The sequence below is a fragment of the Kineococcus mangrovi genome, from assembly GCF_041320705.1.
Classification (GTDB): domain Bacteria; phylum Actinomycetota; class Actinomycetes; order Actinomycetales; family Kineococcaceae; genus Kineococcus; species Kineococcus mangrovi.
Genome location: NZ_JBGGTQ010000006.1, coordinates 310,396 through 335,502, shown reverse-complemented (window position 1 = coordinate 335,502; position 25,107 = coordinate 310,396). Strand labels below are relative to the sequence as shown.

Here is a 25,107-nt window from a genome sequence, read left to right as displayed (position 1 = left end):
TCCAGCGCGACCGACTGCGACCCCGGTGTCGGTTCTTCGGATGAGCCACTTCCCGGACCCGCAGGAACCAGCATCCCCACCGATGGACGTCGTCGCAAGGGCCCCTTGACATAGAGAGGAACCATGAGCGCAAGATCGTCCGCGCCGCTACATGCCGGGAGCGGTGCCGTCGTGCGTTGGTCATCACTTCCGCTTGTAGATGTCCTTTCGGTCTGCGACCGCTAGGACGAGCACGAGCAGCTTCCCGTCGTGGACCTCATACCGGACGCGGAAGGACCCCCACTTGCCCTTCACCTCCAAGCGGTACTCCCCGGCCGAACCGACGATGTTCGTCGATTTCGCCGGGCGTGGGTTGATCGCCAGCTTCTTGACGGTGGTCTCGATCTGCTCGGCAGCCTGGGGGTTGCTCTTGCGGATGCGCTTGAGGTCGCGGTCGGCGGCGGGCGCGTAGTCGACGTCGTAGGCACTCACTCCGCAGCCAGGCGGCTGTGAATCTTTGCGGCCGGGATCGACGGCGCGCCGGCTGCCATCTCGGCGCGGGCTGCGGCCACAGCCTCGGCGTCCTGTGCGTTCTCCAGGGCTTCAATCGCGCGTTCGTAGAACGAGGCGGACACGACGGCTGCGACGGGCCTGCCGTGCTTGGTGAGCAGTGTGGGCTCTTCCTGCGCGCGGTCGATCATGTCGCGGAAGTTGTCACGGGCCTGGGTGATCGGTACGACGTGTTCGAAGCCCTCGACGAGGTCGCGGCTAGGTAGCTCGTCGGCCAGGTCAGCGACGTCCTCGCGAGTCAGGCCGTTGAGGAGCAGGACCCCGAGGAGCTCGCGGGCGAGGCGTCGACCGCGGTCGGTGCCCGCTTCGTCGAGGACAGAGTGGTCGGGCAGACCGCGAGTGAGGAGGTCGGCCAGGCTACCGGACTCGACTCGACGCGATTCGGTCTTGGAGGCGGTGCGCCTGGTCGGCGTGGCCTTCTTCGCGCTGTGCTTCTTGGTCGCCGAGGGCATGAGTAAATTGTACGTTTCCGACTTACGTACGTAAAGACGGTCCCGCCCTCGGTGCGTAGGACCGTGCGCCCGCGCACCGCGGGATGACCGGACGTCAGCGCGGTCGTCGAGGTCCCGACCGTCCATTGGCTCCTGGGGCAGGTCCTCGCCGCCGCTCGTCGGCAGGTAGGGGCGGGTGGCCCCACCACCACACCCCGTCCTCGTCGGGGACCATCGACTCCAAGACTGAGCCCAGGGTCTCCTCGATGTCGGAGGTCACGATGTCGTCAGCGAGGTCCACCGCGGGGTCGACGTCGGGTGTGGGCAAGTTCAGGGGGTAGTGCTCGACCTCGTCGAGGTAGCGGCGCAGGCCGGTGGTGAAGTCCCACCATGGGTGGCGGTACACCACGTGCAGGACCGGGTGGCCGTCGTGGACGCCGGTCCAGGACCGCACCACCTGAACCTGGTTGCCGGTGACGGGCAGGTGTCGGGCGGGGTCGGCGAGCTGGCGAAGCAGAGCGGTGTGGATGTCGTCGGCCCATTGCTGGGGGTCGTCCTGGATGCGTGTTGAGGTCTCTACCGGAGCGTCCACGACCTCGTTCTACCGGTCAGGCTGACCGCTTGGTCATCAACAAGACCAAGAGGTCGTCGAGCGCTTGGACGGCGGGATGACCGTGGCGTTGCTCGGCCCTCAGTCCTCGTCGAAGGTGAGGGTCAGGCTGCTGCTGTTGTGCCGGACTACCGGGTCGATGGGCGCGGTGTCGGCCGGCCACATGCGCACGGCTCGGTAGGCGAAGCCGTCTTGTTGGGCGTGCTCCCACTCGAGCATGTACTCGTCGCCGGGTTGGACGTCCCAGGGGCCGGGTCTGGCGATGTGGGAGAGGTGGGCCCAGCAGCCGCCGGGAGTCTCGGGGCTGTCGAGGACGCCCCGGGCCCGGTGGGTGTTCCACCTGCGGATCGTCGCCAAGATCGCCATGAGTTCAGTGTGCCGCCGCCGGTGGCCGTCCCCTCGCCCGTATCGCGGGATGACCGCGCATTCCGCCGCAGATGGGCGCCCGCCTCGTAGCGTCAGAGCGTGACTCCGATCAACGCAGCGAACGGCAAGGGGACGTACGAGATCAGGATCGGCCTGTGGGCTTCGCGGGAGCAGGCGTTCGAGATCCAGGAGCGGTTGAGCAGGGCGCTGTGTCCTGAGGTCGAGCACAACGGTCCTTGCGAGGTGCCCTGGTCCATCGTCGTCGTGCCGCCCGAGGCAGTCGATGAGGGCGAGGACCACTACGACGAGCTGGTGGTGCAGGCGAAGATCGAGGGCACCTACTGATCCAATCTCCAAGCGGATCGCGGGATGACCGTGAAGTCTCTGCCCAGCCCGGTGGACCGCCAGGATGAGCGCGTGAGCACGGACACCCCTCTAGAGACGTCGTGGGTGCGGATCACCACCTGGCTACTGGCTCACGCCCCAGCCACTGCGGCGGCCTTGCACCCTCCGGCCTCGGCGCAGGACGTGGCTCGCGCCGAGGAGAGCACCGGGGTGGTGTGGCCGCAGCAGCTGCGGACGTGGTTCGGGCTGCACGGCGGCTGGGACCGCGATGCGTGGGCCGCGGTGCTGCCGGGATGGTCCTCGCCGATGTCGCTGAGCCGGTCCTTGGAGGAGCAACGGACCTGGCTGGAGGTGTGGGAGGACGTGGCTGCCGATGACGAGGACCTCGTCGAGCGTGGCGTGCTGGCCATGGGGCAGCACGCCGGGGAGGTAGCCGGTGCCTTCTTGCCGTTCTTCGTCCCGTTGGATGAGGACCAGTCCGGGGAGGTGTTGTTCGTGGACTGCCGTCCGGGCCCGCGTCAGGGGTGTGTGACGCACTGGATGAAGCACGACTTCGACCACTACGGACTGGGGTGGTGGTCGATCGCACAGATGCTGAGCGATGTGGCTGATCACCTGCAGCAGTGGACGCCGTGCCGGTACTGGCGGCCGCAGGTCGAGGACGGCGCTTTGCGGTGGGAGTTCGATGAGGACGCGGACTCGGACTCGCATTGCTTGGCTCGCGGGTAGCGACGACAGCGGCAGGCGACGTCGAATTGCGCTCAACTCGCCATGCGCGGTAAGCCGATCCTCGCCGGTGGCTGACCCCGGAACTCGACCTGCCGGCTCGTCGAGAGGTCGGCGGGCCAACACTGCTTCAGTGGCCTGGTTTCTAGAGCTGCGCGCGGCGGGGACAGGTCGCTGAGACGTTGGGACGATCGGATGAGACGTGGGAACGACCGCATGAGACCGGGAAAGATCATGTGAGACAGGACACCTCCTGCGGGTGCTCTCGGTCGACGACGCGGTCGTCCGCGTCCGCGAGCAGCCACCCGGCCCGCTGGATCGGCTTCCTGGTCACCGCGCCCACCGTCCTGGTGCGTGCTTCTCCCGTCGACCCCACCTCGCCGACCTCGAGCACGCGCCGTCGCGGATCAGCGACCTCCCTCGCGTCAGGTCCTCGCCCACGTCCTCGTCGACGCAGCGCTATCCGGGCCCCCCGCGCCCGACGGGCCGACCGCACAGCCGGACGTCCCCGCCGACGACCTCGACCTCGTCGACGTCGAGCCGGACGGCGTCGGCGATCGTCGCGACCCCCGCGGCTCCGAGGGCGGCCCGGCCCTCCCCCAGCAGCGCCGGGGCGACGTAGGCCACCACGCGGTCGACGAGCCCCGCCGCCAGGAACGCCCCGGCCAGGGTCGGTCCGCCCTCCAGCAGGACGGACACGACGCCGCGGGAGTGCAGCTCCCGCAACAGGTCCGCGGGGGTGGCGGCGGTCGAGACGTGCGTGGGCGCGACGTCGTCGAGGATCCGTGCGGTGGCGGGGACCCGGCCGCGGCGGTCGAGGACGACGCGCAGGGGCTGGCGCTCGTCGAGGACGCCCTCGGGGGAGCGGGCGGTGAGGTGCGGGTCGTCGGCCAGCACCGTCCCGGACCCGGCGACGATGGCGTCGACCCGCCGGCGCAGGTCGTGCACCTGGGCGCGCGAGGCCGCCGAGGAGATCCACCGGCTCGTCCCGTCGGCGGCGGCGGACCGCCCGTCGAGCGTCGCCGCGAACTTCCACAGGACGTGGGGCCGTCCGCGCCGAGCCGACGTCAGCCACGCCTCGTTGACCCGTTCGGCCTCGTCGGCGAGGACCCCGCCGACGACCTCGACCCCCGCCGCGCGCAACCGTCCGGCACCACCGCCCTGCACGGCCCCGGGGTCGGCGACGGCGTACACGACGCGGCGGATCCCCGCGGCCAGCAACGCGTCCACGCACGGACCGGTGCGCCCGCGGTGGTTGCACGGTTCCAGCGTGACGTACGCGGTCCCCCCGGCGGCGCGCTCCCCCGCGCGCGCCAGGGCGTTCACCTCGGCGTGCGGACCGCCGGCCCGTTCGTGCCACCCCTGCCCCACCACGGTCCCGTCGGCCGCGACGACCACGCACCCGACGACGGGGTTCGGCGAGGTCGTGCCGAACCCGTGCCGGGCCAGGCCGACGGCCTGCCGCACGAACCGCTCGTCGGCCGGGAGGGGGGGCACCACGGTCAGCCCGCCAGGTCCAGGGTGTGGGAGGTGTGGTCGCGCTTGGCCCGCAGGTACCGGGCGTTGGCCGTGGACAGGTGGACACCCGTCGGCACGCGGCGCTCCACGACGATGCCGTGGTCGGCGAGCTGGTCGGCCTTGTCGGGGTTGTTGCTGAGCAGGGCGATGCCCTCCACGCCGAGCGCGGCGAGCATCTGCGCGGCCACGGTGTAGTTGCGCTCGTCCTCACCGCGCCCGAGTGCGACGTTGGCCTCGTAGGTGTCCAGCCCCCGGTCCTGCAGCGCGTACGCGTCGAGCTTGGCGTACAGGCCGATGCCGCGGCCCTCCTGGCGCAGGTACAGCAGGACGCCGCCGGAGGTGGCGATGCGCTCGACGGCCTCGCGGAACTGCGGGCCGCAGTCGCAGCGCTCAGACCCGAACACGTCCCCGGTGAGGCACTCGCTGTGCGGGCGCACGAGGGGGGTCCCGTCCTGCCAGTCCCCCAGCGCCAGGGCGAGGTGCTCCTTGCCGTCGACGAGACCGTCGAAGGTGTGGACGCGGGCCGTCGTGCGGTAGCCGTCCGCGAAGCGCAGCGGGACGTCGACGGCGGTGCGGACGGTCGCGACGGGGGTCCGGGTCACGATCTCTTCCTCTCGGGGGACCTGCGGTGACCCCGGGCGGTCTCGGCCCGGAGGTCTGCGGCGGCCGGTGCGGTCGCCGCGCCCAGTGTGGTCGGCGGCGGGTCGGACCGCTCGACGGCACGGTGAGCGGCGGCTCCCCCGACCTCATTTGATGCTTCAACCAACGGTAGGCCGGGCGACGTGACCCGTCAAGCAGCGCGGGCGGCGCGGCACCCCGGGGCACGTCGCCGCCGCGCGGCGGCCGGGCGCCGGGCCGGTGGAGGCCGAGCGTTCCCCGTGAGCGGGCGGTACGTTCGACGGGTGGGACAGCCGACGGGACGCGCGTTGAGGGCGATCAGCTACAACCTCCACGAGGGCCGCGCGACGGCGGAACTGGCCGAGCTGGCCGAGGTGCACGACGTCGACGCGCTGTGCCTGCAGGAGTGCGACACCCTGCGGCTGCCCGAGACCGTGGGCCCGCTCGTCCTGGCTGGGGCGACGCAGCGCAACCGCCTGGGCCTGGCCCTGTACTACCGCCCCGACCGGTTGCGCGCGCACGGTCACGAGCTGCGGCCGTTGCGGCGGTCCATGCACGACCGGTTCCTGTCCCCCGCGCACGAGCGGCTGCTCGCGGTGCGGTTCGAGGACCTGCACGACGACGGGGCGCTGCTGACCCTGGCCTCCATCCACACGGCTCCGCTGTCGGCGACGAACGCCATGCGCCGTCACCAGATCACCGAGGCCCTCGGCGCCATCCGCGCGGCCGCCCACGGCACCGCCGCCCTCGTCGTCGGCGACTTCAACTACCCGTGGTTCGCCAGTTCGCTCGCGCGCCGGTTGTCCGAGCAGGGTTTCGAGGTCTCCCACAGCGACCTGCCCACCTACGTGCGGCGCCGGTTCCGCGGGCACTTCGACTTCGCGATCTCCGAGGGCATGCACATCGAGCGGGTGAAGACGTTGCAGCAGGCCGGGTCCGACCACCTGCCCGTGCTCGTCGAGGCCCGGGTGAAGGCGCCCGTCCCGGCCTGACCTCCCCGGGGCCGGGAACGGCGGAAACCCCCCGGCGGTCTCGTCACAGCTGCCACACTGGCACCTCCCGCACCTGTTCCAGGAGGTTCCCGTGTTCCGCTCCGCCCTGCGCCGCGCCGCTCTCGTCCCGGTGGCCGCCGCCCTCGCCCTGGGGTCGGCCGGGACGGCGTCCGCCGCCCCCGCGGACGGGTTCGAGACGCTGACGCCCGTCTGCTCCGCGCAACTGCCCATCACGCACCCGGGGTGCGTCGCGGGGACGTCGTACCGCGGTGCGCCGCTGCCGGACGGGGACCCGAACCAGATCGTCCAGCTCAGCGGTGCCGACCGGTTCGCCACGGCCGCCGCGATCGCCGAGCACGGGTTCCCCGAGGCCGACGTGGCGGTGCTCGTCAGCGGTGAGGACCGCCACCTCGTCGACGCGCTGTCCGCCGCGCCCCTGGCCCGCAGCCTGGCCGCCCCCGTGCTGCTCGGCACGCGCGACGCCGTGCCCGCGGCCACGGCGGCGTACCTGCAGCGGCACCGGGTGCAGGCGGTCCTGCTCGTCGGCGGGGCCGACGCGCTGGGCGAGGGGACGGCGGACCGGTTGCGCGCCCTCGGCGTCACGAGCACCGCGCGCGTCGCCGGGGCCGACCGCTACGAGACCTCCCGCGCGCTCGTCGCCCTCGCCCCGCGGGCGACCCACGGCTGGGTCGCCTCCGGCGAGGACGCCCACCTCGTCGACGCGCTGGCCGCGTCCGGTCCGGCCGCCCGACTCGCCGAACCGCTGCTGCTGGTCGCCGACGGTGACCCGCTGCCCGCCGCCGCCGCGCTGCGGGCCCGCGGGGTGACGTCGACGACCGTCGCGGGCGGCCCGGAGGGCGTCGCCCCCGAGGCGCTGGCCCCGCTGCCGGCGCCCCAGCGCGCCGCCGGCGACGACCGGTACGCCACGGCCGCCGAACTGGCGGTGGAGTCGGTCGACCGCGGTCTGCCCGCCGACGACCTGCTGTTCGCCCCCGGGGTGAGCGGCCACCTCGTCGACGCGCTCGCCGCCGGTCCGCTGGGGCGCGCGACGCTGCTCGTGGGTGACGTCGACTCCTCCTACGACGTGATCGAGGCCTGGTTCGACACGTTCGGTTCGGGCCGGGTGACCGCCGTCGGCGCGGTCGAGATCGGCGACTGAGGACCTGGGGGGGGTCAGGTCCGGGCGAGCAGCGCCAGCAGCCGCTCGACGAACACGACCTGACCCCTCACCAGCTTCACCCGCGCCTGCTCGGGGGAGAACCACTGCGCCCGGTCGACCTCCGGGAACCGCGCCGTCCGGCCCGAACGCGGCGGCCACTGCATCGTGAACGTGCCCGGGACGATCGTCGCCACGTCCACGTCGGCGCGGCCCGCCCACAGGGTGACGACCTTCCCCGAGGACTGCCGGGCCGATCCGAGCTCGACGAGGCCGACGTCGGGCACCGCCAATCCGAGTTCCTCACGGAACTCCCGGCGGGCGGCGTCGAGGAGTTCCTCCCCCTCCTCCGGTTCCCCCTTCGGCACGGTCCAGGCGTGCTCGTCCTCGCGCTCCCACAGCGGCCCGCCCATGTGGGCGAGGAGGAGTTCCACCCCGGTCGCGGTCTGCCGGTGCAGCAGGACACCGGCGCTCTGCTTGGCCACCGGGGCAGTCTGCCCGCGCTCGCCCCGGGGTGCGCGTCCCGGCCGCGACGGGTCCGGCGGGCCGGGCGGGCTACCGGGCCCCGGCGCTCTCCTCCTCGATCCGGAACGTCGCGGAGGAGGCGGCCCGCTCCCGCAGGTCGCGCCAGGTGGAGGGGTCCGCACCGAGGACGTCGTGCAGGAACGCGGCCACGGCGTCGGCGACGAGGGCGACCCGGGCCGGGTCCTCGTCGGTGGTCTCGCGCACGGCCTCCCCGGCCAGTCCACCGAGCGTGTGCTCGCCCCCGACGACGGTGAGCAGCCGCCGGGGCGCCGGGCTGAGGTGGTAGGCGTCGGTGAACCAGTCCGGTCCCCGGGTCGACATCGCCGAGCGGTCCGCGTCCCCGGCGACGACCAGCACCGGGGTCGTCAGCGTGGAGAAGTCCGGGCGCATGAACGGCAGGTGTTCCAGGGCGAACGGGGTGAGGCTGTCACCGGTCCCGGTCGTCGCGACGAGCGCTCCCGCCCGCACGGCGGGGTGGGAGAAGTCCGCACCGGGCACGCCGTCGGCGTCCAGGACCCGGGCACCGAGCAGGGCGCCGGCGCTCTGCCCTCCCCAGGAGTGGCCCACGACGGCGACGCGGGTGGTGTCGGCGCGGGCGGGCAGGCCGGGGACGTGGGCGAGGACGTCGTCGAGGTGGTCCACGACGGCGTGCAGGTCGGCGATGCGGACGCGCCAGATCGTGGGGAAGCGGGGGTCGTCGAAGCCGGTGCCGTGGTGACGGGAGTCCAGGTGGGTGGGCTGGACGACGACGAACCCGGCGGCGGCCCACCGGTCCACGAGCGGTCCGTACCCGTCCATGGACCAGGCGTTGCCGTGGGAGAACACGACCACGGGCAGGCCGTGGCCCGTGGTCGGCGCCGTGACCTTGACCTGCAGGGGGACGTCCCGCCCCGGGGCGGGGACGGTGAGGGGCTTGACCGCGACGAGGGTGCGGTCGGGTGTGGTGGTCATGAGGGGTCCTCGATGGACGGGGCTCTGCCAGAATGGCGGAGCGTTGTTCCGTCAAAGTTAGCGGAACAATGTTCCGCGAGCAAGGAGGACCCGTGCCCACCACGTCCGGAGCGCGCCGGGCCGGCGTGCAGCGCAGCCGCCAGGCCCTGCTGGACGCCGCAGCCGCGGCGTTCGTCGAGAACGGCGTGCAGGCACCCGTGCGGGACATCGCCGGACGCGCCGGGGTCGGCGTCGGGACCGTCTACCGCCACTTCCCCACCCGGGCGGACCTGGTGGGCGCCGTGTACCGCCACCAGGTGCAGGAGTGCACGGCGCTGGCCGCGGCGCTGCGGCGGCAACCGCTCCCACCGGGGGAGGCGCTGGACCGCTGGATCGCGGCGTTCGTCGACTTCCTCACGACCAAGCACGGGCTGGGCGAGGCCCTGCTCTCGGACGACCCGGGCCTGGCGAACCTGCACTCCCTCGTGCTGGACGAGCTGGTGCCGGCGTGCGCCTCCCTGCTCGACGCCGCTCAGCGGGTCGGTGAGGTCGACGCGCGGCTCGACGCGCTCACCCTGCTGCGCGCGGTGGGGAACCTGTCGCTGCCCGGACCCGGGTACGGGCGCGCGGAGGCCGGGCAGATGGTCGCCCGGCTGCTGGCCGGGTGCCGCACCGCGGCCCCCCGGGTCGACTGACCGGCCCCGCGGACGTCAGCCGGCGGCGCGGTCCGGCACGTGCCGCAGAGCGGGCCCGTCGTACTCCGAGAGCGGGCGGATGAGCGAGTTCGACGCGCGCTGCTCCACGACGTGGGCGGTCCAGCCCACCACCCGGGCCGCGACGAAGACGGGCGTGAAGAGGTCGGTGTCCAGACCCAGCAGGTGGTACGCGGGACCGGCCGGGTAGTCGAGGTTCGGCTGGATGTCCTTGGCCCGCACCATCGCGGCCTCCAGCGCGTCGGACAGGTCCAGCAGGTCCCCCCGCCCCCGGGCCGTCGCCAGCTCCCGCAGCGCGGCCTGCATCGTGGGGACGCGGGAGTCGCCGTGGCGGTAGACGCGGTGGCCGAACCCCATGACCTTGCGGTGCTCCTCCAGCGCCTGCGCCAGCCAGGTGCGGGCCCGGTCCGGCGCCCCCTCCCCCGGGCCGATCTCCTCGAACGCGGCCCACACGGCCTCGTTGGCCCCGCCGTGCAACGGACCCTTCAGGGCACCGACGGCCGCGGTGACGGCCGAGTGCAGGTCCGAGAGGGTGGACGTCACGACGCGGGCGGCGAACGTCGAGGCGTTGAAGGAGTGCTCGGCGTAGAGCACCAGGGACGTCTCGAACGTCCGGACGGCGACCTCGTCCGGCTCCTCCCCCGTGACCGCCCACAGGAAGTTCGCCGCGTACCCCAGGTCCTCGCGCGGGGCGGGCAGGTCCTGACCGCGGCGGCGGCGCTGGGCGTGCGCGACGACGGCGGGCAGGGCGGCGAAGAGGCGTTCGGCCTTGGCGAGCTCCGCCGCCGGGGAGTCCTCGGAGGCCTGCGGGTCGAGGGCCCCGAGGACGCTGACGGCGGTCCGCACGACGTCCATCGGGTGCGCCGAGACGGGCAGGTCGTCGACGGCGCGGCGCACCCGGTCGTCCAGGGCCCGGCCCGCGCGCTCGCGGTCCCGGAAGGCGTCCAGGGTTCCCGCGTCCGGCAGGTCGCCGTCCCACAGCAGACGCGCGACCTCCTCGAACGAGCAGCGCGTCGCCAGCTCCTGCACCGGGAACCCCCGGTACAGCAGCGAGTTCGTGTCCGGGTCGACCTTCGAGATCGCGGTGGTGTCCGCGACGACACCCGCCAGGCCTCGGTGGATCGCTGGGTGGGTCATCCTCGGTTCCCTTCCAGGCTGAAGTCGTACACGGAGGAGTCGAACTCGCCGTACCCGGCGTAGTCGACGAGGTCGTACAGCTCGGCGCGGGTCTGCATCTCGTCCACCACCGGTTCCAGGGTTCCGCTGGCGCCCAACCCGGACAGGGCCCGGTCGGCCGCGCCCATCGCCAGCCGCAGCAGCGACACGGGGTGGATGACGATGCGGACCCCGGCGTCGCGCAACTGCTCGTGCGTGAACAGGTCGCTGCGGCCGAACTCGGTCATGTTCGCCAGGACCGGCGCGTCGAGCGCGGAGCAGATCGCCTCGAACTCCGACAGGTCGGCCATGGCCTCGGCGAACACGACGTCGGCCCCGGCGTCGACGAGGGCCTTCGCCCGGCGGACGGTCGCGTCGAAACCCTCGACCCCCCGCACGTCGGTGCGGGCGACGACGAGGAAGTCGGGGTCCCGCCGCGCGTCGACGGCGGCGCGGACCCGGCGGACGGCCGTCGCCTCGTCGACGACCTGCTTGCCCTCCAGGTGCCCGCACCGCTTGGGGTTCACCTGGTCCTCGACGTGCAGGCCGGCGACCCCGGCGTCCTCCAGCACCTGCACCGTCCGGGCGACGTTGAGGGGTTCACCGAACCCCGTGTCGGCGTCGACGAGGACGGGCAGGTCGGTGACCCGGGCGATCTGCGCGGAGCGACCGGCGACCTCGGTGAGCGTCGTCAGCCCGACGTCGGGCAGGCCGAGGTCGGCCGACAGGACCGCCCCGGAGACGTAGACTCCCTCGAACCCGTGCCGCTGCACGAGCCGGCCGGACAGCGGGTTGAAGGCGCCGGGGAACCGCAGGAGGTCGGCCCCGGCGAGGGCCTGGCGGAACGCGGCGCGCTTGGCGCTCGGCGTCGTCGACGAGTACAGCACGGGGTTCTCCTCAGAACAGGCCGGCGGGCAGCGGGACGGTCTCGAGCAGTTCGGGCGGAGCGACCACCTGCAGGTCGCGGACCTCCTCGGCGGACAGTTCCGGCAACCGCCGGGCCAGCGCGGTGAACCGGGCGACCTCCTCGTCGGGCAGGACGCCGGCGGCCAGGGTGGCGAGCTTGGCCTCGTACTGGGAGCGGGTGAACGGGTGCGCGCCGAGGGGGTGGGCGTCGGCGACGGCGATCTCGCCGGTGATGGTGCGACCGTCCGCGAGGCGGGCCTCGACCCGGGCCCCGAACGCCTTCCGGGCCGGATCGGTCGCGTGGTACCGCTCGGTCCACTCCGGGTCCTCGACGGTGGACACCTTGCGCCACAGCGCGACGGTGTCCGGCCGGCCGGCGCGGGTGGAGGCGTAGCTGTCGACGTGGTGCCACCCGCCGTCCTGGAGCGCGACGGCGAAGATGTACGGCACCGAGTGGTCGAGGGTTTCCCGGCTCGCCGTCGGGTCGTACTTCTGCGGGTCGTTCGCCCCCGACCCGATCACCACGTGGGTGTGGTGGGAGGTGTGCAGGACGATGCTCTCCACGTTCTGCGGGTCGCGCAGCTCCGGGTGCTCGCGGTGCAGCCGGCGCGCGAGGTCGATGACGGCCTGCGCCTGGTACTCCGCGGAGTGCTCCTTGGTGTACGTGTCGAGGATGGCCCGGCGGGGCTCCCCGGGTTCGGGCAGGTCGACGAGGTACCGCGCCTCGGGGCCGTCGAGCAGCCAGGCGATGACCCCGTCCTCACCCTCGTAGATCGGCGCGGGGCTCGTCTGCCCGCGCACCGCCCGGTCCACCGCCTCGACGGCGACCTTGCCCGCGAACGCCGGCGCGTGCGCCTTCCAGGTGGAGATGGCGCCCTTGCGGGACTGCCGCGTCGCCGTCGTCGTGTGCAGGGCCTGGCCGATCGCCTGGTGGACGACCTCGGTGCGCAGCCCGAGCATCGTCCCGAGCCCCGCGGCGACCGACGGGCCCAGGTGGGCGACGTGGTCGATCTTGTGCCGGTGCAGCGAGATCGACCGCACGAGGTCGACCTGCACCTCGTAGGCCGTGACGATCCCGCGCAGCAACCGCTCCCCGTCGCAGCCGACGTGCTGCGCGACCGCCAGCAGAGCCGGGATGTTGTCCCCGGGGTGGGAGTACTCGGCGGCCAGGAACGTGTCGTGGAAGTCGAGTTCGCGCACGGCGACCCCGTTGGCCCACGCGGCCCACTCCGGCGACGTCGTCTCCGTCGTGCCGACGATCCGGGCACCCGCACCGCCGCGCGAGGGCGGGTGGTCCAGCGCCTGCGACCGGGCCGCGACCACCGGCGGGCGCAGCAGCGACGCGGCGCTCACGGCGGCGTTGTCGACGACCCGGTTGACGACCATCTCGGCGACGTCGTCGTCGACGGGGCCGCGGACGGCGACCTCGTCGGTCGCGAGCCGGGCGAGCTGCCAGGCGAGTTCGGCCTCGCGGCCGAACTCCTCGTCGCTGCGGTGGACGCGGACCTCGTGCTGCTTCACGCGCTCTCCTCGTCGTGCTGGTGGGTCGGGGTGTTCAGGTGGGCCCTGAAGTGGGTGCGGCTGCGGTGCAGGTGGACGTGCACGGCGTGCGCGGCCAGGTCGGCGTCCCCCGCGGCCAGCGCCTCCGCGATGAGCTGGTGCTCGGACGCGGCGGCGAGCAGTCGGGCGGGGTCGTGCCGGGCGAGACGGCGGATGCGCACCAGGTGGGTGCGCACGTCACTCAGCGCACGGACCAGCCACGGGTTCGCGACGGCCTCGTCGACCGCGGCGTCGAACTCGGCCGTGACGGCGTAGTAGCGGTCCAGCTCACCCGACCCCACGAGGTCGCCCGCGTGGGCGAACCGGTCCGCGAACCGCGTGAACACCGCCCGCCCGGGCGCACCGGACGCGAGCCGCGCGGCCTTCACCTCCAGGGCCTCGCGGACGTCGTAGAGCTGGTCGAGGTCGGCGAGGTCGAGCGGGGCGACGACGAGCCCCCGCCCCCCGACGGGCCGGGCCAGGCCGTCGTGCACGAGCTTGGCGAACGCCTCCCGCACCGGGGTGCGGGAGACGCCGAGCCGCGCGCTCTGCTCCAGCTCCGCCAGCACCGCACCGGGCGCCAGCTCACCGTCGAGGACGTCGGCGCGCAGCCGGGCGTACGCCCGCTCCGTCGCTCCACCACGTCGCTGTGCATGCACACGGACACCTTCGACCCGGTTCCAGCGTTCGTCAACTGCTCAGTGCATGCAGAACCTCCTACACAGCCCCTGGCCGTCTCGGCACCCGGTCCGGTCGCCGCGTAGCCTCGCCCCGTGGACGTCGTCGTGGCGGTGGGTGGCTGGGAGCACGAGTGCTGCGGTCCGTCGTACGAGCGCGGCCAGGTCGTCGACGTGGCCTGCGTGGTCGTGACGACGCAGGACGGCACCACGTCGCTGGTCGAGACCCGGCACGAGATCGGCGTCATCTGGCCGATCGAGCACGTGCGGGGCCGCGTGGTCGACGTGGAGGTGGTCCACGAGGACGGGACGGCGCAGCCTGTCCTGCGGATCCCGGACGGGTCGGCGCTATGCGGTTTCGGCGAGGACGACGGGCACCTGGAAGACCCGTGGACCGGGGAGGTCGTCCTCGGCTCCCACCACGACTTCCGCGTGACGGTGCGCGTGCCCGGGAACCACGCGCCGGGCCCGCCGTCGCCCTACCGGGACTGACGGTCGACCGAACGCCTCACGAAGAGGTCTGGACCGTGGCGCCGAGGACCCTGCCGGGTTACCCTCGACTCGTCGGGTACCCCGCGCCCGGAGCCTTCGCGCCCCGGTTCGCCGAGATCGCGGGGCTTTCGAGATGACGCACCACCGGACCGTCCGTTTCCACGTGTCCTCCTGGGAGATCGGCTGCTGTTCGCCGAAACCCGTGGTGGGGCAGCGGCTTGAGGGTTGTCGGCTGCTCGTCGTGCCCGCGTCGCCGGGTGACGGCTGGGACGACCTGGACGAAGACCTCGACCTCGACGACCTGCCACCCGAAGTGCGGCGACCCGACGGTGCCCACGGGATCGTGCGCGGGTTCCTGCTCGGGGAGTTCCACGTGACGGAGGAGGCGCCACCGCCGCCGGTCCGGGGCACGGTGGTGCGGACCCGGGTCAGAGCGCTGGACCGCCGCCTCGAGGGTCGTGGTGACACCTGGCCGAACGGGACGCCGCAGGTCTGCTGGTACCCCGTGGCGGGGAGCCTGCGGTACCGGGAGGTCACGACCGCCGACTGGGAGTTCTCCCGACTGCTGCCCCACCCGGACGCCGAGGTGGGCGACGTCGCGCCGGGGCAGGAGGACGGAGTCCTCGTCGACCTCCTGCTCGACCCGGCCGGGTGAACGGGCTCGATCCCGTGGTCACGGGTTTCCCGCCAGGTCCCCCAACCCGTCGAACCAGTCGAGCACGGCCCGCTCGTACCGCAGCCCGAAGTCGAGCGTGACGAGGTCGAGGGGACCCGCCCCCGCCGTCCGGGCCTGCTCGTCCTGCGCCCGGTACGCCTCCCACCTCCCCTGGTGGACGGCCCGGTGGGTGGCGAGGAACTCGGCGAGCCGGTCGGGGGGCAGGTGCCGGGCGAAGGCCAGCGTCAGGAGCAACGGGTAGCGGATGTTCTCCTCCCCCGGCGGCTGGGACACCCAGGCGCGGAAGGTGGCCCGCCCCTGGTCGGTGAGCCGGTAGACCCGCCGGTCCCGCACCCCGGTGGAGTCGGTGGCGATGAGGCCGCCCTCGGCCATGCCCGTGAGTTCCCGGTACACCTGGCTGCGCGTGAGGGACCAGAAGTCGCCGATGCGGGCCCGGGCGGTCTCCATGAGGTCCCACCCCGACTGGGGCCCCTCGTGCAGGAACCCCAGGAGCGACCCCACGGTCGCGTTGACGCCGGCCATCGCACTCCCCTTGACAGTCCACTGTGGACGGATGATCCTGACATCACCGTCCACAAGGGAAGGTACGTCATGGATGCCCACGCAGTGCTGCTCGGAACGCACGTCGCCGCCGGGTGCACCGGTCTGCTCGTGGGAGCCGCGGCGCTCGCGGTCCCCAAGCGCCGCGGCTGGCACGTGCGCCTCGGCGCGACCTACCAGGTGGTGGTGGCCCTCATGACCTCCACCGCCGTCGCCCTGTCCCTGACGGCCCCCACCACCCTGTGGGGCCTGCTCGTCATCGCCGTCGCGACGGAGGCCGCCGCCGTCGCGGGGCTCGTCGTGGCCCGGCGACGGCGCCCGGGCTGGCTCCCGGTCCACGTCTCGCTCACGGCGGGGTCCTACGTCTCGTTCGTCACCGCGGCCCTCGTCGTGAACTGGTCGAGCCCGCTCGCGTGGGTCGTCCCCACGCTCGTCGGCTCCCCCGCGATCGCCTGGGCCTCGCGGCGGGCCGGGCGCGCCGGCCGCAGCAGGCCCCTCGCTACCGTGCCGCGGTGAACTCCCACCGCGTGCAGCGGGCCTACTCGGCGATGGCCGACGCCTACCTCGACCGGCTCGCGACGATGGACGTCGTCCACCCCGACGACCGGCAGCTGATCCTGCGGCACCTGACGGGCCTGGCCGGACCCGTGCTGGACCTCGGGTGCGGCCCCGGCCACCTCGCCGCGTTCCTGCACGCGGCGGGGTGCGACGTGACGGGGGTCGACCTCGTCCCCGAGTTCGTCGAGCACGCCCGCCGCACCCACCCGCAGGTGCCGTTCCAGCAGGGGTCCCTCACGGGACTGGACCGCGCCGACGCGTCCGTGGCCGGTGTCCTGGCCTGGTACTCGCTCATCCACCGGGACCCGGACGAGCTGGACGAAGCGCTCGAGGAGATCCGCCGGCTGCTGGCCCGGGGCGGCCGGTTCGTCCTGGGGTTCTTCGAGGGACCGGTCCGCGAACCCTTCGACCACCGCGTCACCACGGCGCACCGCTGGCCGGTGGACGAGCTGTCCGCGCTCCTGACCGCCCACGGGTTCACCGAAGCCGAACGCCTGACCCGCGGGCAGGACGGTGAGCGGCGGCCGCACGGGGTGCTCGCGGCCACCGCCACCGGGTGAGGCCCGTCAGCGGAAGACGACGGTGCTGTGCCCGTTGAGCAGCACCCGCTGCTGGCAGTGCCACTTCACCGCGCGCGAGAGCGCCAGGGCCTCCGCGTCCCGGCCCACCGTCGCCAGCGCCGCCGGGTCGTGGGTGTGGTCGATGCGGATGACCTCCTGCTCGATGATCGGGCCCTCGTCGAGGTCCGGGGTCACGTAGTGCGCGGTCGCGCCGACGAGCTTCACCCCGCGGTCGAACGCCTGGTGGTAGGGCTTGGCGCCCTTGAACCCCGGTAGGAACGAGTGGTGGATGTTGATGGCGCGAGCCTTCAACTCCCGGCACGCGTCGTCGGACAGCACCTGCATGTACCGCGCGAGGACGACGAGGTCCGCCTCGTGCTCGGAGACCAGTTCCAGCAGCCGCGCCTCGGCCTCGGGCTTCGTGGCCGCCGTCACGGGGACGTGGACGAACGGCAGCCCCGCCGCCTCGGCCATCGGGCGCAGGTCCTCGTGGTTGGAGACGACCGCGACGACGTCCCCGCCGAGGCTGCCCGAGCGCCAGCGGAAGATCAGGTCGTTGAGGCAGTGACCCATCTTCGAGACCATGACGAGGAGGCGCGGGGCGCGGCCACCGCCGAACTGGAACTCCATGTCGAACGAGGACGCGGTCGCACCGAACTCCTGCGTCAGCCGTTCGGCGTCGATGTCACCCGAGACGCTGCTGAACGCGGTCCGGGAGAAGAACCGGCCAGTGCGGGCGTCGTCGAACTGCTGGTGCTCGGTGATGTCGCACCCGTGCTGGTACACGAAGGACGTGACGGCGTTGACGATGCCCGGCCGCTGGGGGCAGCTGAGGGTCAGGACGGCGTTGCTGGTCATGGCTGCTCCTCAGCACTCGACGATGTTCAGGGCGAGACCGCCGCGGGCGGTCTCCTTGTACTTGTCCTTCATGTCCGCGCCCGTCTCCCGCATGGTCTTGATGGCCTTGTCGAGGGTGACGTGGTGCCGGCCGTCGCCGCGCACGGCCATCCGGGCGGCGGTGATGGCCTTGACCGACCCCACGGCGTTGCGCTCGATGCAGGGGATCTGCACGAGCCCGCCGACGGGGTCGCAGGTCAGGCCCAGGTTGTGCTCGATGCCGATCTCGGCGGCGTTCTCCACCTGCTGCGGGGTGCCGCCAATCACCTCGGCGAGCCCGGCGGCCGCCATGGAGCACGCGGACCCGACCTCGCCCTGGCACCCCACCTCCGCGCCCGAGATCGAGGCGTTCTCTTTGAAGAGGGTGCCGATGGCCGCGGCCGTGAGCAGGAACCGGACGACGGCGTCGTCGTCGAACCCGTCGAGGAACATCTCCCCGTAGTGCAGGACCGCGGGCACGATGCCCGCCGCCCCGTTCGTCGGAGCGGTGACGACCCGGCCCCCGGCGGCGTTCTCCTCGTTGACCGCGAGGGCGAACAGCGTGACCCACTCCATGGCGCGCAGCGGGTCCCGTTCGTCGGCCTCGTTCTCGAGGCGCTCCTTCAGAGCCGCGGCGCGGCGGCGCACCTTCAGCCCGCCCGGGAGCGTGCCGGTCGTCTTGATGCCGTGCGCGACGCACTCCTGCATGACGGACCAGATGTGCAGCAACCCGCTGCGCACCTCCTCCTCGGTCCGCCACGACAGTTCGTTGGCCAGGACGACGTCGCTGATCCGCAGCCCCGTCCGCTCGGTGATGGCCAGCAACTCGTCACCGGTGGTGAACGGGTACGGGACGGGTGTCGTGTCCGGCACCAGGACGGGGTTGCCCGCCTCGTCCTCGTCGAGGACGAAACCCCCGCCCACCGAGTAGAACTCCCGGCGCGCCACCTCCGCCCCGGTCCCGTCCCGGGCGGTGAACAGCATCCCGTTGCTGTGGAACGGCAGTCGCTTGCGGCGGTGCAGGACGACGTCGTCGTCCGTCGAGAACGCGACCTCGTGCGCGCCGCCCAGCCGCAGCCGGCCGGTCGTCCGGGCCGCCTCCACGACGGGGCCGGCGGCGACCGGGTCGACGAGGTGCGGTTGTTCCCCGGCCAGGCCCAGCACGACGGCCCCGACGCTGCCGTGACCGTGCCCGGTCGCCCCGAGGGACCCGAACAGCTCGCAGCGCACCCCGGCGACGCGAGCGAGGGTCCCCTCGGCGCGCAGCCGTTCGACGAACAGGAACGCCGCCCTCATCGGCCCCACGGTGTGGGAGCTCGACGGGCCGATGCCGACCTTGAACAGGTCGAAGACGCTGATGGTCACCGGCGTCAGCCGCGGATGCGGTGCATCTCGGGGTCGACCAGGGGTTCGGCCGTGACCGTCGCTGCGATCTTCTCGCCGAAGTACTCGATCTCGACCGCCGTCCCGACCGCCGTCGCGGCCGCGGGCAGCCACGCGTACGCGATCGGCTTGCCGATCGTGTGGCCGAAGGCGGCGCTCGTCACGTAGCCCTGGACCTCCCCGCCGACCGAGACCGGTTCGGACCCGAGCACGACGCTCCGGCCGTCGTCGACGGTGAGGCACGTCAGCTTGCGCTGCGCCGTCTCCTCGCTGACGCCCTCCAGCGCGGGACCACCCCGGAAGGAGTCCAGCGGGGAGCGGACCGCGAACCCGAGCCCGGCCTCGTAGGGGTTGTGCTGCGCGGTCACGTCCGTGCCCCACGAGCGGTACCCCTTCTCCAGCCGCAGGCTGTTGAAGGCGGCGCGGCCGGCGGCGACGACGCCGAACTCCCGGCCCGCCTCGAACAGGACGTCCCACAGCCGGCCCGCGACCTCGGCGCTGACGTAGATCTCCCAGCCGAGCTCACCGACGTAGGACAACCGCAGCGCGGTGACGGGGATCCCGCCGATCGTCGCGGCCTTCCCCCGGAAGTACTTCAGACCCTCGTTGCTGAAGTCGTCGGTGGACAGCTTCTGCACGACGCGCCGGGCGTCGGGCCCCCACAGACCGATGCAGGCGGTGCCGCCGGTGATGTCCCGCACGTGGACGGCACCGAGCTCGTCGGCGTACCGGGCGGCCTGCTGCTCCAGGAAGACGTCGTCCTGGTGCCCGTTGGCGCCGACCTGGAACACGTCCGCGCCGAGGCGGGCGACGGTGACGTCGCTGCGGACGCCGCCGTCCTCCTCGAGGAACAGGGTGTAGGTGACGGCACCGACGGACTTGTCCATCTTCGAGGTGGTGAGCCGTTCCAGCAGCGCGACGGCGCCGGGCCCGGACACCTCCAGCCGCTTCAGCGGGGTCATGTCGTACATCGCCACGGCCGTGCGCGTCTTCCACGCCTCGACGGCGGCGACGGGCGAGTGGAACTGCGCGGCCCACGCCTCCCGGGCCGGCGGCTGCCACTCGGCGGGCAGTTCGCCGACCAGGGCGGCGTTCGCCTCGTACCAGTGCGGGCGCTCCCAGCCGGCCGACTCCAGGAACACCGCGCCGAGGTCGCGCTGGCGGGAGTGGAACGGGCTGACCCGCACGTCACGGGGGGACGTGCGCGGCTGCAGCGGGTGCAGGACGTCGTAGATCTCCACGAAGTTCTGCTGGGAGGTCTCGCTGACGTAGCTGTCGGTGAGCTGGACCTCCTCGAAGCGGTGGACGTCCAGACCGTGCAGGTCGTACTCGGAGAACCCGTCGACGAGGGTCTGCGCGAGGGCCTTGGCCACCCCCGCGGAGTGGGTGACCCACACGGCCTCGGCGATGTGGAACCCGGCGACGTCGCGGGACTCCCCGACGAGGGACCCGCCGTCGGGGGTGAAGGAGAAGATCCCGTTGAACCCCTCCTCGACCTTGGTGCCGCGCAGCGCCGGCAGCAGGTCCTGGCTGTCCTCCCAGCTCGGGGCGAAGTCCTCCTCGGTGAACGGCAGCATCGACGGCATCGCCGAGGACGTCACCTCACCCTCGGGCAGTTCGTCGAGCCGGACGGGCATGGGGCGGTGGGCGTAGGAACCGATGCCGATGCGGTCGACGTGCTCGCGGTAGTACAGGTCCTTGTCCTGGTGGCGCAGGATCGGCAGCGACGCCTCGGCCAGCTCGCTGTTGCGCCCGACGAGGTCGGCGACCTGCCCCGTCTTGACGTACTGGTGCGCCAGCGGCAGCAGCGGGACCTTCATCCCCACGAGCTCCCCGACCTCCGGCCCCCAGAACCCGGCGCAGGAGACGACGACGTCGGCCGGGACGGTGCCCTCGGCGGTCCGGACGCCGGTGACCCTGCCGTGGGCGTGCTCGACCGCGACGACGCGCTGCAGCCCGCGGAACTCCGCCCCGCGGCCGGTGGCGCGGCGCATGAGGGCGGTGACGGCGCGGTGGGCCTTGGCGAGACCGTCGGAACGCACGTGCAGCCCGCCGAGGACCCTCTCGACGTCCAGCAGCGGGTAGAGCGCCTTGCACTCCTGCGGCCCGATGAGCTCGGCCCCGCCCACGCCCCACGCCTTCGTCCAGCCCAGCTTGCGCTGCAGGTCCGTCAGCCGTTCGGGCGTCGTGGCGACCTCGAGCCCGCCGACCTGGTTGAAGCACCACTGCCCGTCCACGTCGAGGCTCTTGAGCTTCTCGACGGTGTACTGGGCCAGGTGGGTCATGGTCCGCGAGGAGTTCGTCTGGAACACCAGGCCCGGGGCGTGCGAGGTGGACCCGCCCGCCAGCGGCAGCGGCCCCTGGTCCAGGACGGTCACCCGGGTCCAGCCGCGCTCGGTCAGCTCGTCGGCGAGGTTCGCGCCGACGATGCCGGCGCCGATGATCACCACGCGAGGGGTCGTGCTCATGGGGTTCTCCCTCCGCCGGCTGGTTCCGGCTGGTCGGTCGGGTCGTGCGGGGTGGGCGGGGGCGGGTCAGTCCCCGGTCCGGAACTCCAGGGCCGCGTCGGCCAGCCAGGCCGCGAGGTACCCGGCGAAGGAGGTGCGGACGAGCACCTCGAAGTCGTCGCCGTCGTTCCCGAGGGCGAGGAGCACGACCCCGGCCTGGGCCAGGTTCGTCTGCGCGCTGGACCCGGCCGGGAACACCCGGGGGTCGACGTCGACGGACGTCCCCGACCGCAGCAGTTCCTGCGCGTGCGGGCCGTGCAGCCGCAGGGCGAGCCGCTGGGTGGACACGTCGGTGGCCGCACCCTCGACGGGCGCGAGGCGGGACCGCAGCGCGTCCTCCAGGTCCCACGGGGTCGAGGTCTCGTCCAGGACGAGCCACTCGTCCGGGCCGAGCCAGACGACCTTGCCCCCGGCCGTCCGGGCCCACGTGTTGGGCCGCGTCGGCAGGTCGACGCCGAGGAGCTCCGCGGCGACCCGGGCCGCCTCGCTGCCGGCCGCGGCGCGGACGACGGCCATCGCGACGAACGGCCGGGCCTCGACGTGGCCGGCGGTGAGGGTGGTCAGCTGCTCCGGGTCGGCGAGCGGGTGGGTGCGCGTGAGCTCAGCCATCGCGGCGGGCTCCTTCCGGGTCGACGAGGACGGGACCGGTGACCTCGACGGCCACCAGGCGGTTCCCGACGGGCACGTGCAGGGTCTCACCGTGCCGGGACGCGCCCCCCTTGAGCAGGGCCAGCGCGAACGGGCGTTCCAGGAACGAGCTGCGGTAGCTCGACGTGACGTGCCCGAGCATGGGGACGGGCGGGGGCGGGAGTTCCCCGCCCTCCTGCAGCGCGATGATCTGCGAACCCTCCGGCAGGACCGTGTCCCGGTCCACCGGGAGCAGGCCCACGAGCTGCTTGCGGTCCGCGCGCTGGTTCTCGGCGCGGGCGAAGGACCGCTTGCCGACGAAGTCCGGCTTCTTCTTCGAGACCACCCACGACATCCCGAGGTCCTGCGGCGTCACCGTCCCGTCGGTGTCCTGGCCGATGATCGGGTACCCCTTCTCGGCCCGCAGGACGTGCATCGTCTCGGTCCCGTAGGGGGTGATGGCGAACCGTTCCCCCGCGGCGACGAGCCGTTCCCAGACGGCCGGGGCGTACCAGCCGCTGACGTGGACCTCCCAGGCGAGCTCGCCGGAGAAGCTGATGCGGGCCAGCCGGACGGGGACCCCGTCGAGCTCGACGTCGCGCCACGTCATGAACTCGAACGCCTCGGCGGAGGCGTCGATCCCGAACACCTCGCCGATGACGTCGCGCGACCGGGGGCCGACGACGGGGAACGCCGCCCACTGCTCGGTGACGGAGGCGAGGTGGACCCGCAGGTCGGGCCACTCCGTCTGCAGCCACTCCTCCATCCAGTCCAGGACCTTCGCGGCCCCACCGGTGGTGGTCATGACGAGGAACCGGTCCTCGGCGACCCGCAGGACGGTCCCGTCGTCCAGGACCATCCCGTCGGCCCCGCACATGACGCCGTAGCGGACCTTGCCGACCTTGAGCGAGCTCATGAGGTTCGTGTAGAGCCGGTCGAGGAACTCCCCCGCGTCCGGGCCCTGCACGTCGATCTTCCCGAGCGTGGACCCGTCGAGGATGCCGACCCCGGTGCGGGCGGCGGCGCACTCGCGCAGGACGGCGGCCTCCATGTCCTCACCCGCGAGCGGGTAGTAGCGCGGGCGCTTCCACTGCCCCACGTCCTCGAACACCGCGCCGTGCAGGACGTGCCAGTCGTGCAGGACGGTGGTGCGGACGGGGTCGAACAGCTGCCCGCGGTCGCGGCCGGCGAGGGTCGCGAAGGAGACCGGCGTGTACGGCGGGCGGAACGTCGTGGTGCCCACGGCCTCCGGGCCGCGACCCAGCAGCTGCCCGAGGATGCCGGTCGCGACGATGCCGGACGTCTTGCCCTGGTCGTGCGCGGTGCCGATCGTCGTGTACCGCTTGACGTGCTCGGGCGAGCGCAGGCCGGCCCCGACGGCGCGTTCGATGTCGGCGACGGTGGCGTCGCGCTGGACGTCGACGAACTGACGGCTGGCGTCACCGTCGGGGTCGGGGACGAACCACAGCAGCGCGGGCGGTTCGGCCGCGAACGCGTCGGCCGCGACGGGGATCTCGTCCTCGTCGGCCGGTTCGAGGTCGAGCTCGTCCAGCACGGTCTGCGTCTCCTGCCGGGCCTGCGAGATCGCGCCGGCGAGGGTGAACTCCCCGCTCGCCGCGCCCACCACCGTCAGACCCGCCAGGCGCTCGGCGGGCAGGAACGCCCCCAGGCCCGCGTCGAACCGCAGGCGCCCGCGGGCCTGGCTGAACAGGTGCACGGCGGGGTTCCAGCCACCGCTGACGAGCAGCAGGTCGCACTCGACCTCGACCGGGTCCGTCCCGTCGCGGCGGGCGACGACGGCGGCGCTGACGCGGCCCTCCCCGCGGGTGCCGGTCACCACGGCGCCCGAACGCGACGGGATCGAGCGCGCGGTGAGCTCGGCGGCCCACTGCGCCGGGACCTCCTGGCGGACGTCGACGACGGCCGCGACCTCGACACCCGCGTCGGCGAGGTCGACGGCGGCGGCGTAGGCGGAGTCGTTCGTCGTGAAGACGACGGCGCGCGAACCCGGCAGGACCCCGTAGCGGTGCAGGAACGTGCGGGCCGCCCCGGCGAGCATCGTGCCGGGCCGGTCGTTGTCGGTGAAGACGACGGGACGCTCGTGCGAGCCGGTGGCGACGACGACGTGCTCGGCGCGGATGCGGTGCACGCGCTGGCGGGACAGGTGCTGCGGGGCCTGCGCCCCGAGGTGGTCGGTGCGCCGTTCCACGGCGAGGACGAACCCGTCGTCGTAGACGCCGAACGCCGTGGTGCGCTGCAGGTGGGTGACGTCGGCGTGGCCGGCCAGTTCCGCGGTCGCCCGGGCCACCCACGCGGTGGCGGGGGCGCCGTCGAGGACGTCGGTCGTCCCCAGCAGGGAGCCACCGGCCTCGGACTGCTCGTCGACGAGGGCGACGCGCGCGCCCGACCGGGCGGCGGTGAGCGCGGCCTGCAGGCCGGCGGGGCCGGCGCCGATGACGAGGACGTCGACGTGCAGGTGACGGGTGTCGTAGCGGGCGGTGTCGGCGACCTCGGCCAGCCGGCCCTGCCCGGGGATGCCCTCGACCGCGAGACCGTCGAACACCTCGACGGTCGTGGCGAGCAGCATCGGCTCGGGGAAGGGTTCCTCGACCTGCAGCAGCCCGCCCGGGTCCTCGGCCCAGGCGGCACCGATGCCGCGGGGGCGGCCGAGCTTGATGCTCGTCCCCACCTGGTGCCGGCCGTGGGCGAGCAGCGCGGAGGCGACGGTGTCACCGGGGTGCGCCGTCAGCGTCTCGCCGCCGACGCGGAACTCCAGCACCCGGCTGCGGTCGACGCGGCCGCCGTCGGCGGTGCGGAACGGGGCGTGCGGCGTGGGCGTGGTGTCGGTGCTCACGGGGTCACCGTTCCCTTCTCCTGCGGTGCGTAGACCGTCGTGAACTGGTAGGTGACGGTGTCCCGTTCGGCGTTGAACCACCGCCGGCACCCGGCCGCGTGCGACCAGCGCTCACGGAACAGGCCCTTGGGGTTGTCGCGGAAGAACAGGTACTCGGCCCACTCGCGGTCGTCCAGCGCCGCGGGGTCCTGCGGGTAGGCGACGTGCGCCTGACCGCCGTAGTGGAACTCGATCTCCTCGCGCGGCCCGCACCACGGGCACTCGATCAACTGCACCTC

The 25,107-nt window shown here is 73.2% G+C and carries 28 protein-coding genes; 9 read left to right on the top strand and 19 right to left on the bottom strand.

The features are described from left to right. Positions 1-183: 183 nt before the first annotated feature. The 4 genes from AB2L28_RS14960 to AB2L28_RS14945 form a co-directional block, all read right to left on the bottom strand. A complete protein-coding gene (locus AB2L28_RS14960; protein WP_370719773.1) occupies positions 184-471 on the bottom strand; it encodes a type II toxin-antitoxin system RelE family toxin in 288 nt (95 codons plus the stop codon). Beyond that, positions 468-1,001 carry a type II toxin-antitoxin system Phd/YefM family antitoxin gene (locus tag AB2L28_RS14955; protein ID WP_370719772.1) on the bottom strand — a complete coding sequence of 178 codons (534 nt, stop codon included), beginning with the start codon at positions 999-1,001 and terminating at the stop codon, positions 468-470. The genes AB2L28_RS14960 and AB2L28_RS14955 overlap by 4 nt, the downstream gene beginning before the upstream one ends. A gap of 94 nt (positions 1,002-1,095) precedes the next feature. Next, on the bottom strand, positions 1,096-1,572 hold the full coding sequence (locus tag AB2L28_RS14950) for a hypothetical protein (protein WP_370719771.1): 477 nt from the start codon (positions 1,570-1,572) through the stop codon (positions 1,096-1,098). 99 nt (positions 1,573-1,671) lie between these two features. Then, positions 1,672-1,956 carry a cold shock domain-containing protein gene (locus tag AB2L28_RS14945; protein WP_370719770.1) on the bottom strand — a complete coding sequence of 95 codons (285 nt, stop codon included), beginning with the start codon at positions 1,954-1,956 and terminating at the stop codon, positions 1,672-1,674. A gap of 99 nt (positions 1,957-2,055) precedes the next feature. On the opposite strand from AB2L28_RS14945, the gene AB2L28_RS14940 reads away from it, so the two are divergent. Both AB2L28_RS14940 and AB2L28_RS14935 read left to right on the top strand, forming a co-directional pair. Next, entirely contained in the window at positions 2,056-2,301 is a 246-nt protein-coding gene (locus tag AB2L28_RS14940; RefSeq protein WP_370719769.1) for a hypothetical protein, read from the top strand. Between the two features lie 72 nt (positions 2,302-2,373). Further along, a complete protein-coding gene (locus AB2L28_RS14935; protein ID WP_370719768.1) occupies positions 2,374-3,030 on the top strand; it encodes an SMI1/KNR4 family protein in 657 nt (218 codons plus the stop codon). A gap of 456 nt (positions 3,031-3,486) precedes the next feature. On the opposite strand, the gene ribD is transcribed toward AB2L28_RS14935, so the two are convergent. Both ribD and AB2L28_RS14925 read right to left on the bottom strand, forming a co-directional pair. Beyond that, positions 3,487-4,524, bottom strand: coding sequence for a bifunctional diaminohydroxyphosphoribosylaminopyrimidine deaminase/5-amino-6-(5-phosphoribosylamino)uracil reductase RibD (gene ribD / locus AB2L28_RS14930; protein ID WP_370719767.1), 1,038 nt, complete (start codon positions 4,522-4,524; stop codon positions 3,487-3,489). Positions 4,525-4,529: 5 nt separating this feature from the next. Continuing rightward, positions 4,530-5,147, bottom strand: a complete 618-nt coding sequence (locus AB2L28_RS14925) for a GTP cyclohydrolase II (RefSeq protein ID WP_370719766.1) — start codon at positions 5,145-5,147, stop codon at positions 4,530-4,532. A 300-nt stretch (positions 5,148-5,447) separates the two neighbouring features. Between AB2L28_RS14925 and AB2L28_RS14920 the strand changes: the two genes are divergently transcribed. Together AB2L28_RS14920 and AB2L28_RS14915 are read left to right on the top strand one after the other, a co-directional pair. Next, on the top strand, positions 5,448-6,155 hold the full coding sequence (locus AB2L28_RS14920) for an endonuclease/exonuclease/phosphatase family protein (protein ID WP_370719765.1): 708 nt from the start codon (positions 5,448-5,450) through the stop codon (positions 6,153-6,155). 91 nt (positions 6,156-6,246) lie between these two features. Beyond that, positions 6,247-7,314, top strand: a complete 1,068-nt coding sequence (locus AB2L28_RS14915) for a cell wall-binding repeat-containing protein (protein ID WP_370719764.1) — start codon at positions 6,247-6,249, stop codon at positions 7,312-7,314. Between the two features lie 14 nt (positions 7,315-7,328). Here the strand turns inward: AB2L28_RS14915 and AB2L28_RS14910 are convergent, their stop codons facing one another. Both AB2L28_RS14910 and AB2L28_RS14905 read right to left on the bottom strand, forming a co-directional pair. After that, complete coding sequence (locus AB2L28_RS14910; protein WP_370719763.1) at positions 7,329-7,796, bottom strand: NUDIX hydrolase; 468 nt, start codon at positions 7,794-7,796, stop codon at positions 7,329-7,331. A gap of 70 nt (positions 7,797-7,866) precedes the next feature. Next, a complete protein-coding gene (locus tag AB2L28_RS14905; RefSeq protein ID WP_370719762.1) occupies positions 7,867-8,787 on the bottom strand; it encodes an alpha/beta hydrolase family protein in 921 nt (306 codons plus the stop codon). A gap of 92 nt (positions 8,788-8,879) precedes the next feature. Between AB2L28_RS14905 and AB2L28_RS14900 the strand changes: the two genes are divergently transcribed. Next, complete coding sequence (locus AB2L28_RS14900) at positions 8,880-9,461, top strand: TetR/AcrR family transcriptional regulator (protein ID WP_370719761.1); 582 nt, start codon at positions 8,880-8,882, stop codon at positions 9,459-9,461. Positions 9,462-9,476: 15 nt separating this feature from the next. On the opposite strand, the gene AB2L28_RS14895 is transcribed toward AB2L28_RS14900, so the two are convergent. From AB2L28_RS14895 to AB2L28_RS14880, 4 genes are read right to left on the bottom strand one after another with little or no spacing between them, the layout of a single operon-like run. Further along, complete coding sequence (locus tag AB2L28_RS14895) at positions 9,477-10,616, bottom strand: bifunctional 2-methylcitrate synthase/citrate synthase (protein ID WP_370719760.1); 1,140 nt, start codon at positions 10,614-10,616, stop codon at positions 9,477-9,479. Beyond that, positions 10,613-11,521: a methylisocitrate lyase gene (gene prpB, locus AB2L28_RS14890; protein ID WP_370719759.1), complete on the bottom strand. Its 909-nt coding sequence runs from the start codon at positions 11,519-11,521 to the stop codon at positions 10,613-10,615. The genes AB2L28_RS14895 and prpB overlap by 4 nt, the downstream gene beginning before the upstream one ends. Before the next feature lie 10 nt (positions 11,522-11,531). Next, complete coding sequence (locus AB2L28_RS14885) at positions 11,532-13,061, bottom strand: MmgE/PrpD family protein (RefSeq protein ID WP_370719758.1); 1,530 nt, start codon at positions 13,059-13,061, stop codon at positions 11,532-11,534. Beyond that, on the bottom strand, positions 13,058-13,738 hold the full coding sequence (locus tag AB2L28_RS14880) for a GntR family transcriptional regulator (RefSeq protein ID WP_370719757.1): 681 nt from the start codon (positions 13,736-13,738) through the stop codon (positions 13,058-13,060). The genes AB2L28_RS14885 and AB2L28_RS14880 overlap by 4 nt, the downstream gene beginning before the upstream one ends. A 114-nt stretch (positions 13,739-13,852) precedes the next feature. On the opposite strand from AB2L28_RS14880, the gene AB2L28_RS14875 reads away from it, so the two are divergent. Together AB2L28_RS14875 and AB2L28_RS14870 are read left to right on the top strand one after the other, a co-directional pair. Beyond that, positions 13,853-14,248, top strand: coding sequence for a hypothetical protein (locus AB2L28_RS14875; RefSeq protein ID WP_370719756.1), 396 nt, complete (start codon positions 13,853-13,855; stop codon positions 14,246-14,248). A gap of 241 nt (positions 14,249-14,489) precedes the next feature. Further along, complete coding sequence (locus tag AB2L28_RS14870; protein WP_370719755.1) at positions 14,490-14,903, top strand: hypothetical protein; 414 nt, start codon at positions 14,490-14,492, stop codon at positions 14,901-14,903. A gap of 18 nt (positions 14,904-14,921) precedes the next feature. Here the strand turns inward: AB2L28_RS14870 and AB2L28_RS14865 are convergent, their stop codons facing one another. Beyond that, entirely contained in the window at positions 14,922-15,446 is a 525-nt protein-coding gene (locus tag AB2L28_RS14865; RefSeq protein ID WP_370719754.1) for a PadR family transcriptional regulator, read from the bottom strand. 69 nt (positions 15,447-15,515) lie between these two features. Here AB2L28_RS14865 and AB2L28_RS14860 point away from each other — a divergent pair, with 69 nt between their 5' ends. Next, on the top strand, positions 15,516-15,980 hold the full coding sequence (locus tag AB2L28_RS14860; protein WP_370719753.1) for a hypothetical protein: 465 nt from the start codon (positions 15,516-15,518) through the stop codon (positions 15,978-15,980). After that, positions 15,977-16,582, top strand: coding sequence for a class I SAM-dependent methyltransferase (locus AB2L28_RS14855; RefSeq protein ID WP_370719752.1), 606 nt, complete (start codon positions 15,977-15,979; stop codon positions 16,580-16,582). The genes AB2L28_RS14860 and AB2L28_RS14855 overlap by 4 nt, the downstream gene beginning before the upstream one ends. Before the next feature lie 6 nt (positions 16,583-16,588). Here the strand turns inward: AB2L28_RS14855 and purU are convergent, their stop codons facing one another. The 6 genes from purU to AB2L28_RS14825 form a co-directional block, all read right to left on the bottom strand. Beyond that, positions 16,589-17,440: a formyltetrahydrofolate deformylase gene (purU, locus tag AB2L28_RS14850; protein ID WP_370719751.1), complete on the bottom strand. Its 852-nt coding sequence runs from the start codon at positions 17,438-17,440 to the stop codon at positions 16,589-16,591. A 9-nt stretch (positions 17,441-17,449) separates the two neighbouring features. After that, positions 17,450-18,823 carry an L-serine ammonia-lyase gene (locus AB2L28_RS14845; protein WP_370719750.1) on the bottom strand — a complete coding sequence of 458 codons (1,374 nt, stop codon included), beginning with the start codon at positions 18,821-18,823 and terminating at the stop codon, positions 17,450-17,452. Positions 18,824-18,828: 5 nt separating this feature from the next. Beyond that, entirely contained in the window at positions 18,829-21,309 is a 2,481-nt protein-coding gene (locus AB2L28_RS14840) for a GcvT family protein (RefSeq protein ID WP_370719749.1), read from the bottom strand. A gap of 66 nt (positions 21,310-21,375) precedes the next feature. After that, positions 21,376-21,957, bottom strand: coding sequence for a sarcosine oxidase subunit gamma (locus tag AB2L28_RS14835; RefSeq protein ID WP_370719748.1), 582 nt, complete (start codon positions 21,955-21,957; stop codon positions 21,376-21,378). Further along, complete coding sequence (locus AB2L28_RS14830; protein WP_370719747.1) at positions 21,950-24,829, bottom strand: FAD-dependent oxidoreductase; 2,880 nt, start codon at positions 24,827-24,829, stop codon at positions 21,950-21,952. Before AB2L28_RS14830 ends, AB2L28_RS14835 begins: the two co-directional genes overlap by 8 nt. Then, on the bottom strand, positions 24,826-25,104 hold the full coding sequence (locus AB2L28_RS14825) for a sarcosine oxidase subunit delta (protein ID WP_370719746.1): 279 nt from the start codon (positions 25,102-25,104) through the stop codon (positions 24,826-24,828). Before AB2L28_RS14825 ends, AB2L28_RS14830 begins: the two co-directional genes overlap by 4 nt. Positions 25,105-25,107 lie beyond the last annotated feature (3 nt).

What these genes read in the sequence shown, in the direction of transcription:
- AB2L28_RS14955 (WP_370719772.1), bottom strand. Translation starts at nt 1,001, where the DNA reads ATGCCCTCGGCGACCAAGAAGCACAGCGCGAAGAAGGCCACGCCGACC.
- AB2L28_RS14945 (WP_370719770.1), bottom strand. Translation starts at nt 1,956, where the DNA reads ATGGCGATCTTGGCGACGATCCGCAGGTGGAACACCCACCGGGCCCGG.
- AB2L28_RS14905 (WP_370719762.1), bottom strand. Translation starts at nt 8,787, where the DNA reads ATGACCACCACACCCGACCGCACCCTCGTCGCGGTCAAGCCCCTCACC.
- AB2L28_RS14895 (WP_370719760.1), bottom strand. Translation starts at nt 10,616, where the DNA reads ATGACCCACCCAGCGATCCACCGAGGCCTGGCGGGTGTCGTCGCGGAC.
- AB2L28_RS14865 (WP_370719754.1), bottom strand. Translation starts at nt 15,446, where the DNA reads ATGGCCGGCGTCAACGCGACCGTGGGGTCGCTCCTGGGGTTCCTGCAC.
- AB2L28_RS14860 (WP_370719753.1), top strand. Translation starts at nt 15,516, where the DNA reads ATGGATGCCCACGCAGTGCTGCTCGGAACGCACGTCGCCGCCGGGTGC.
- purU (WP_370719751.1), bottom strand. Translation starts at nt 17,440, where the DNA reads ATGACCAGCAACGCCGTCCTGACCCTCAGCTGCCCCCAGCGGCCGGGC.
- AB2L28_RS14840 (WP_370719749.1), bottom strand. Translation starts at nt 21,309, where the DNA reads ATGAGCACGACCCCTCGCGTGGTGATCATCGGCGCCGGCATCGTCGGC.
- AB2L28_RS14835 (WP_370719748.1), bottom strand. Translation starts at nt 21,957, where the DNA reads ATGGCTGAGCTCACGCGCACCCACCCGCTCGCCGACCCGGAGCAGCTG.